The 8,200-nt window shown below is 67.1% G+C and carries 7 protein-coding genes; 3 read left to right on the forward strand and 4 right to left on the reverse strand.

Features of this window, described 5'->3' with window-relative positions:
- The first annotated feature begins 126 nt into the window (after positions 1-126).
- Entirely contained in the window at positions 127-2,253 is a 2,127-nt protein-coding gene (locus tag FHW85_RS20215) for a M13 family metallopeptidase (protein ID WP_168649466.1), read from the forward strand.
- A 139-nt stretch (positions 2,254-2,392) separates the two neighbouring features.
- Here FHW85_RS20215 and panE read toward each other — a convergent pair whose 3' ends face one another.
- Positions 2,393-3,316 (reverse strand): 2-dehydropantoate 2-reductase, encoded by a 924-nt coding sequence (gene panE, locus FHW85_RS20220; protein ID WP_168649467.1) that lies wholly within the window; start codon positions 3,314-3,316, stop codon positions 2,393-2,395.
- Positions 3,317-3,606: 290 nt separating this feature from the next.
- Between panE and FHW85_RS20225 the strand changes: the two genes are divergently transcribed.
- Complete coding sequence (locus FHW85_RS20225) at positions 3,607-5,931, forward strand: catecholate siderophore receptor Fiu (protein ID WP_168649468.1); 2,325 nt, start codon at positions 3,607-3,609, stop codon at positions 5,929-5,931.
- A gap of 162 nt (positions 5,932-6,093) precedes the next feature.
- Positions 6,094-6,774, forward strand: a complete 681-nt coding sequence (locus FHW85_RS20230) for a Fe2+-dependent dioxygenase (protein WP_168649469.1) — start codon at positions 6,094-6,096, stop codon at positions 6,772-6,774.
- A gap of 33 nt (positions 6,775-6,807) precedes the next feature.
- Here the strand turns inward: FHW85_RS20230 and FHW85_RS20235 are convergent, their stop codons facing one another.
- The 3 genes from FHW85_RS20235 to FHW85_RS20245 all read right to left on the reverse strand — a co-directional run.
- Positions 6,808-7,398, reverse strand: a complete 591-nt coding sequence (locus FHW85_RS20235) for a GspH/FimT family pseudopilin (protein WP_167258780.1) — start codon at positions 7,396-7,398, stop codon at positions 6,808-6,810.
- A gap of 5 nt (positions 7,399-7,403) precedes the next feature.
- Positions 7,404-7,835 (reverse strand): type IV pilin protein, encoded by a 432-nt coding sequence (locus FHW85_RS22525; RefSeq protein WP_168649470.1) that lies wholly within the window; start codon positions 7,833-7,835, stop codon positions 7,404-7,406.
- The coding region (locus FHW85_RS20245) for a hypothetical protein (protein WP_168649471.1) at positions 7,832-8,200 on the reverse strand (369 nt) is incomplete at its 5' end. The genes FHW85_RS20245 and FHW85_RS22525, both read right to left, overlap by 4 nt.

Genomic DNA, 8,200 nt, shown 5'->3' on the forward strand with positions numbered 1-8,200 from the left:
CCCGTGACCTTTGGCCTAGGGTCGAAGGTCGTCGAAGGTCGCGGCCGTGACAGGGGATACCCGCGGTACCGGCCGCACCAGCACTTTTCGCCCCGCGGGGGCGCCATTCGTATGAGAGGGAGATCCATGACCAAGCCGTACCTGAAGCCGCTCGCCCTTGCGGTGAGCCTGGCCCTGACGCTGTCCGCCTGCGGCAAGCACGAGGCCGAGCAGAACGCCCCCGCAGCCGCCGGCAGCGCGCCGGCCCCGGCCGCGACCACCGCCGCCGCGCCGGCCGCCAAGAAGAGCCCCTTCGACGTCAGCGAGCTGGATACCGGCATCAATGCGTGCCAGGACTTCAACGGCTTCGTCAACGCCAAGTGGGTCGCCGCCAACCCGATTCCCGAAGACCGCACCCGCTGGGGCGCCTTCGACCAGCTGAGCGAGAACAGCCTCAACACCCAGCACGACATCGTCGACGCCGCCGCCAAGGGCGCCGCGCAGGCGCAGGCCGGCTCGATCGAGCAGAAGATCGGCCTGCTGTACCAGTCGGGCATGAACGAGGACGCGATCGAGAAGGCCGGCTTCGAGCCGATCAAGCCCAAGCTCGACGCCATCGGCGCGCTGAAGAGCGGCGCGGACGTGGCCGACTACATCACCAAGAGCTACGCCGAAGGCGACGGCCAGGTGTTCCAGTTCGGCTCCGGCGCGGACTTCAAGCATGCCGACATGCAGATCGGCTACGCCAACCAGGGCGGCCTGGGCCTGCCGACCAAGGATTACTACCTCGATCCGAAGTACAAGGAAATCCGCGACGCCTACGTGGCCCACATCGCCCAGGCGCTGCAGCTGACCGGCACCGCCGAAGCCGACGCCAAGAAGCAGGCCGACGACGTGCTGAAGTTCGAGACCGAGCTGGCCAAGGCTTCGCTGGCGCCGGTGGAAGAACGCGATCCGAAGAACCAGTACCACTTCGTCAGCGTGAAGGAGGCCGACAAGGTCACCCCGCACTTCAGCTGGGAGAAGTTCTTCAGCGCCCAGGGCGTGACCGTCGACAAGGGCTTCTCGCTGTCGCAGCCGAAGTTCTTCGCCGAGTTCGACAAGCTGCTGGCCGCCGCGCCGCTGGAACAGTGGCAGGCGTACCTGCGCTTCCACACCATCAGCGACGCCTCGCCGTACCTGAGCAAGAGCTTCCAGGACAACAAGTTCGACTTCTACGGCAAGACCCTGGCCGGCCAGCCGCAGCAGAAGCCGCGCTGGAAGCGCGTGCTGGGCGCGGTGAACGGCTCGATGGGCGAAGCGCTGGGCCAGCTGTACGTGGCCAAGGTGTTCAAGCCCGAAGCCAAGGAGCGTGCGCAGGAGCTGGTCGACAACGTGCGCAATGCGCTGAAGGCGCGCATCGAGAAGCTGGACTGGATGAGCGATGCCACCAAGGAAAAGGCCATCGCCAAGTGGAACACCTTCCTGCCCAAGATCGGCTACCCGGACAAGTGGCGTGACTGGTCGGGCCTGAACATCAGCGGCGACAACTTCTACGCCAACGTGGAAGCCGCCTCGAAGTTCAACTACGACTACGACATCGCCAAGATCGGCAAGCCCACTGACCGCAAGGAGTGGGGCATGACGCCGCAGACGGTGAACGCGTACTACAACCCCACCGACAACACCATCAACTTCCCGGCCGCGATCCTGCAGCCGCCGTTCTTCGACGCCAGCGCCGACGACGCCATCAACTACGGCGGCATCGGCGCCGTGATCGGCCACGAGGCCAGCCATGGCTTCGACGACGAAGGCAGCCAGTTCGACGGCGCCGGCAACCAGGAAAACTGGTGGACCAAGGACGACCGCGCCAAGTTCGACGCGCGCACCGACAAGCTGGTGCAGCAGTTCAACGACTACACGCCGATCAAGGACAAGCCGGACGCGCACGTCAACGGCAAGCTGACCCTGGGCGAGAACATCGCGGACCTGGGCGGCATGAACGTGGCCTACGACGCGCTGCAGAGCGTGCTGTCCAAGACGCCGGGTTCGGCCGAGCAGAAGATCGAAGGCTATACGCCGGACCAGCGCTTCTTCCTCAACTGGGCCCGCGTGTGGCGCGGCCACGCCCGCGAGAAGCAGGCGCTGCTGTCGCTCAACACCGACCCGCACGCACCGGTCTCGCTGCGCGCGATCGGCGCACCGTCGAACATGGAAGCCTTCGCCAAGGCGTTCCAGTGCAAGCCGGGCGATGCGATGGTGCGGGATGGCGAGAAGCAGGTGAAGATCTGGTAAGTGAGGTGGCCGCGGCGTGAGTCGCGGCAGATCGATGCAAAAGAAAAGCGCCGCGCGCGAGTGCGGCGCTTTTTCTTTTTGCCGTCATCCCGGCGCAGGCCGGGATCCAGTAGCGAGGCCTGCGCCGGGATGACGAGCTTTAAGCCGTGCGGGCGCAGCGGTTCTCGTAAGCCTTCAAGTGCGCATACGCCATGCGCAGCAGCGGCAGCGCAGTGCCCGGCGCCGCGCGGGCGATCAGATCGCCGATCACGTGATCGGCTTCGACCGGACCGCCCTGTTCGAGGTCGCGCATCATCGAGGCGCTGAGTGTCGAGCCTTCTTCGGTGAGCACGCCGCGTGCTTTCGCCAGTACGTTTTCGGCGGGAGCGTGACCGTGGTCGGAGGCGACACGGCGGCAGTCTTCCAGCATCGCCAGCGTGGCTTCCAAGCCGCCCGGCGCGGCGACGATGTCGCCGACCGGTGCGCGCATCAGGCAGGTGATGCCGGCGAGGGAGGCGAGGAAGACCCATTTGTCCCACATGTCCTGCAGCACTTCGCTGCTGAGCCGCGCGTCGAACTTCACGCCTTCCATCGCCTGCGCGATGCGCTCCACCCGTGCCGAGCGCGAGCCGTCGCGTTCGCCGAAGGTGAGGCTGTGCGAGCGGTTGAGGTGGCGGATCTCGCCGTCCTGGCCCAGCGTCGCGGCGATCACGCACAGGCCGCCCAGCACGCGCGCGGCGCCGAAGCGCGCGTCCAGCGTATCCAGATGGCGCATGCCGTTGAGCAGCGGCAGGATCGCCGTGCCCTCGCCCACCGCCGGCGCGACGTCGGCGATCACCTGCGGCAGGTGGTAGGCCTTGCAGCTGAGCAGGACCAGGTCGTAAGGCCCGCGCAGTTCGCCGGCGGTGACGGTGGGCGCGCGCAGCGTGGCGTCGCCGAGCGCGCTGCGGATGGCCAGGCCGTGCGCGGCCAGCGCCTGGGCGCGCGCGGGGCGGACCAGGAAGCTCACGTCCTGCCCGCTTTCCAGCAGGCGTCCACCGAAATAGCCGCCGGTGGCGCCGGCGCCGACTACCAGAATGCGCATCGCATAAGTCTCCATGAAGCGGTGGTCCGCTGAGACACGGACCTGCGAGGGGGAGCCGGAAGTGTACGCCGCGGCGGCATCGGCCCCGGCCGGGCGGCCTGCCCCTGAACGGAATGATTGCAAATCATTCTCATTAAAAATACGATGTGAAGATCACGGCCGACCCAGGGGATCCGCCGGCAATGCCGTGACCGACAACTCCTGCTGCCCCTGCCGCGCGATTGCCGCGGCGGCATGGGCGCACGCGCGCATCGCCTGCCGCGCTCCTTATCGATGCATCTGGAAGCCCCATGGCCTACATCAAAAGCCGCAAGCACCCCGCCTCCACCGCCCGGCTGCAGCCCGGCCAGCTCGCCGCGGCCACCGCCGCGCTGCTGACCGGCCTGGCGCTGGCGTCGCCTGCCATGGCTGGTGACGACACCGCCGCGGATCCGCAGTCCAAGGCCAAGAGCCTATCGGCGGTGAACGTGGAAGCGACGCGCGGCAGCGACTACGTGGCCGACAAAGTGGACTCCCCCAAGTTCACCCAGCCCCTGCTCGACACCACCCAGACCATCTCGGTGATCACCAAGGACCTGTTCCTGCAGCAGGGCGCCACCACGCTTACCGAGGCGCTGCGCAACACCCCCGGCGTGGGCACCTTCTATGCCGGCGAGAACGGCAGCACCACCACCGGCGACGGCATCTACATGCGCGGCTTCGACACGTCCAACAGCATCTTCGTGGACGGCGTGCGCGACACCGGCAGCATCTCGCGCGACATCTTCAATATCGAACAGGTGGAAGTGACCAAAGGCCCCGCCGGCACCGACTACGGCCGCACCGCACCGACCGGCGCGATCAATCTGGTGACCAAGCAGCCGCTGCTGCAGAACGCCGTCTCCGGCCAGGTCGCCTACGGCAGTTCCGACCGCAAGCGCGCCACCGCCGACTGGAACCAGGTGCTCGGCGCGAGCAGCGCGTTCCGCCTCAACCTGATGGCGCAGAACAGCGGCGTGCCGGGCCGCGACGAGGTGGAAAACAACCGCTGGGGCGTCGCGCCCTCGCTGGCCTTCGGCCTGGGCACCGCCACGCGCGTGTACATCGACTACCTGCACGTCAAGCAGAACAACATCCCCGACGGCGGCGTCTCCACCATCGGCCTGCCCGGCTACAGCAGCCCGGATCCCAAGCGTCCGTGGCTGGCCAACGCGCGCCCGGTCGATCCGTCGAACTTCTACGGCACCGACGCCGACCACGACCACGTCAAGGCCGACCTCTTCACCGTGCGCGTCGAGCACGACATCAGCGACGACCTGGCCCTGCACAACACCCTGCGCTGGGGCCGCACCAGGCAGGATTACCTGCTGACCTCGTACATGGCCACCGCGGCCAACCTGCTCACGCCGAACCCGAACGATCCGTCGACCTGGACCGTCGCGCGCAGCAACCCGACGTTCAAGGATCAGACCAACAAGATCCTCACCGACCAGTTCAACTTCACCGCCAACTTCCAGACCGGCGGCATCACGCACAACCTGAGCTCCGGCGTCGAACTGACCCGCGAGGAAGCGAACACCACCGGCATCGTCTCGCTGCTCAACACCTGGCCCGCGGCCAGCGTGTACCGCCCCAACCCGCACGTGTCGGGCATGCAGTGGTTCCGCAACGGCACCTACACGCACGGCAAGACCGACACCTACTCGGCCTATGTGTTCGACACGCTGAAGTTCAACGAGCAGTGGCAGGTCAACGCCGGCGTGCGCCTGGACCACTACAAGACCGATTTCGACAGCGCCGTCACCTGCGGTACGCGCAACGCGCCCGTGTGCGGCGCCCTGCCCGCCAACTCGGCGGTGCCGGGCCTGGATGCGCGCAAGAGCGGCAACCTCACCAACTGGAAGGTTGGCGTGCTGTACAAGCCGGCCGCCAACGGCAGCGTGTATGCCAACTACGCGATCTCGCAGCAGCCGCCGGGCGGCAGCACGCTCACGCTCAGCAGTTCGGCCAACAGCGCCGACAATCCCAACTTCAATCCGCAGAAGGCCAGGACCGCCGAAGTGGGCACCAAGTGGGAGTTCTACGACAGCCGCCTGATGCTGACCGGCGCCATCTATCGCACCGAGATCAACAACGACGTGGTGCAGGATCCGACCGACCTGCAGTACTACCAGACCGGCAAGAAGCGCGTGCAGGGCGTGGAGCTCAGCGCGGTAGGCAAGCTTACCGAGCACTGGGCGGTCAGCGCGGGCTACACGGTGATGGACAGCAAGGTGCTCAGCGGCAGCGTAGTCACCAGCGACGGCAGTTCGGATCTGGCGTACACGCCGAAGTCCGCCTTCACCGCGTGGACCACCTACACCTTGCCGTTCGGCCTGACCGTCGGCGGCGGCGCGCGCTACAACGACCAGCTCAAGCGCGGCACCGACGGTGCGATCGGCACGCCGGCGTATACCAGGTCGTACTGGGTGTTCGACGCGGTGGCCACCTACCCGGTCAACAAGCACGTCGACCTGCAATTGAACGTGTACAACCTGTTCGACAAGGAATACGTCTCGGCCATCAACAAGAGCGGCTACCGCTACACGCCCGGCGCACCGCGTTCGGCTATGCTCACGGCCAACGTGCGCTTCTGACGTAACTCCGCCAATCTCCGATGTGGAATCCTTCTCCCCTTCGGGAGAAGGTGGCGGCAGCCGGACGAGGGTACGGTCGGAGCGCAACGCTCCACTCCGCCCGTACCCTCACCCCAACCCCTCTCCCGGAGGGAGAGGGGCCCAAACCTCGCGAGGACTGGCATGTTGCTGCATGTCCCCAACGTACTGACGCCGGAACAGCTTCGACACGTCCGCGCCGAACTGGATCACGCCGACTGGACCGACGGCCGCCAGACCGTCGGCGCGCAAGGCGCCCAGGTCAAGCGCAACCTGCAGTTGCCGGAAGCCTCGCCGGTGCGCGAAGCACTGGGTCGCCTGATCCTCGACGCACTCGCGCAGCACCCGCTCTATCACGCCGCCGCGCTGCCGCTGCGCACGCTGGCGCCGCGCTTCAACCGCTACGAAGGCGGCGGGCATTACGGCTATCACGTCGACGGCGCGGTGATGGCGCTGCCCGGCGGCGGGCAGCTGCGCAGCGATCTCTCCTGCACGCTGTTCCTGGCCGAGCCGGACGAATACGACGGCGGCGAACTGGTCGTCAACGACACTTATGGCGAGCACGAGGCGAAACTGCCCGCGGGCGATTTATTGCTCTATCCGTCCAGCAGCCTGCACGAAGTGCGTCCGGTGACGCGCGGCGCGCGCCTGGCGGCGTTCTTCTGGGTCCAGAGCCTGGTGCGCGATGACGGCCGGCGCCGCCTGCTGTTCGATCTGGACGTGGCGATCCAGTCGCTCACCGCCAGCCCCGGCACCGACCGCGCCACCCTGCTCTCGCTCACCGGCATCTATCACAACCTGCTGCGCCAATGGAGCGAAACCTGAGCGGCGCCATGGCGGCGCCGCTCAGACGAGTTCTCAGCTCGGCACGCAGGTGGTCTGCACGCCCAGCGACTGCGAGGTCGTGCTGCCCGAAGCATTCACCGTAAGCTGCGCGCCCGGCACCGCGGTGGTACTGGTACCCGTGCCGGTATCGTTCGCGGCGCGGAAGCAGGTGGCGAACTTCGGCTGCTTATTGTCGCTGCGGCGCACCTGGCCCTGCGAGCCGAAGCTCAGGATCACGCTGTCCAGCGCCTGGATCGACACGCTGTCGCGCGCATCGGAAGCGCGCAGCTTGATCGCGCCGGACGTCGCGCTGTAGGCCGTGGTCGCCACGCCCTTGCCGGGCTGGTAGGTATAGATCAGCCAGCCGCTTTCATAGGCCTTGCCGTTCGAGGTGCAGCTGGCCTGGTCCGAGCTCGGGCAGATCGACACCACGTTGCCGCGGTTGATCGCCTCGCTGCGCGCATAAGCGATATCGGCCAGCAGGGCATTGCTGGCGGAACTGACCTTGTTGCGCCGGATCGCATCGCGGAAGCTCGGCCCGGCCGCCACCAGCAGGATCGCCGCCACCGCCAGCGCCACCATCAGTTCGACCAGGCTGAAGCCCTTGTTCCCCTGTCGTGTCATGGCGGTCACCAGCACTTGCCGTTGGTGGTGGAGCCGGTGGCGCCTTTCACTCCGTAATTGTTGATGTTCAGCGCTTTGCAGTCGTCCTTGGCCTGCGGCCCGCCGCTCACCGGCGTGGCCGTGGCGGTGAACGTGGTGGCCGGCGCCGCCGGCGTCACGGCGACGGTGTAGTAGCCCTTGTCCGACGCCGTGTTGGTGAAGCCGATATCGCTCAGGCTGCCATAGCGGTTGTTGGTCGAGTAGTAGCGCTCCTGCGCGGTCGCCACGCGCAGCAGCAGGTTCTGTCCATCCGAGCGCCGTGCGCGGATGCCGTAGCGCAGGTAGTTCGGCACCGCGAAGGCGGCGAGGATGGCGATGATCGCCACCACCACCATCAGCTCGATCAGGGTGAAGCCACGCGTATTGCGCTCGCGCAGCCGCTTCAGTGTCTCGATCATTGCGTAATCCCTCGCCAGGAACGGCGGCGCCAGACGGCGTCGTTGATATTGAGGACGTTGTTGCTGCCGGTGAGCTTCAGGCCCGGCACCAGCACACTGCCGCCGCCCACCGTCGTCACCAGCGGCACCGTGCCGGTGGTGCGCGGGTCGTTCACCCGGCCGCCCACCACGTACTTGCCCGTGCCATTCCAGCCCGACACGCCCGGCGCCGACAGGCCGCCGTTCGCGCCGCCCGTCGCCGCGTTCACCACCATCAGCGCGCCCTGGATACTCGCGTTGCACGGATCGTTGGTGCCCGGGATCAAGGTCTGGATCACCGCACGGCCCGTGTCGAACAAGGCCCCGGGCGTCACCACCACCCGCTC

It is taken from the genome of Dyella sp. SG609, from assembly GCF_012275375.1.
In the GTDB taxonomy this organism is placed as follows: Bacteria; Pseudomonadota; Gammaproteobacteria; order Xanthomonadales; family Rhodanobacteraceae; genus Dyella_D; species Dyella_D marensis.

Excerpts from the sequence above, each read along its gene's own strand:
- FHW85_RS20215 (WP_168649466.1), top strand. The coding sequence starts at position 127 with ATGACCAAGCCGTACCTGAAGCCGCTCGCCCTTGCGGTGAGCCTGGCC.
- panE (WP_168649467.1), bottom strand. The coding sequence starts at position 3,316 with ATGCGCATTCTGGTAGTCGGCGCCGGCGCCACCGGCGGCTATTTCGGT.
- FHW85_RS20225 (WP_168649468.1), top strand. The coding sequence starts at position 3,607 with ATGGCCTACATCAAAAGCCGCAAGCACCCCGCCTCCACCGCCCGGCTG.
- FHW85_RS20230 (WP_168649469.1), top strand. The coding sequence starts at position 6,094 with ATGTTGCTGCATGTCCCCAACGTACTGACGCCGGAACAGCTTCGACAC.
- FHW85_RS20235 (WP_167258780.1), bottom strand. The coding sequence starts at position 7,398 with ATGACACGACAGGGGAACAAGGGCTTCAGCCTGGTCGAACTGATGGTG.
- FHW85_RS22525 (WP_168649470.1), bottom strand. The coding sequence starts at position 7,835 with ATGATCGAGACACTGAAGCGGCTGCGCGAGCGCAATACGCGTGGCTTC.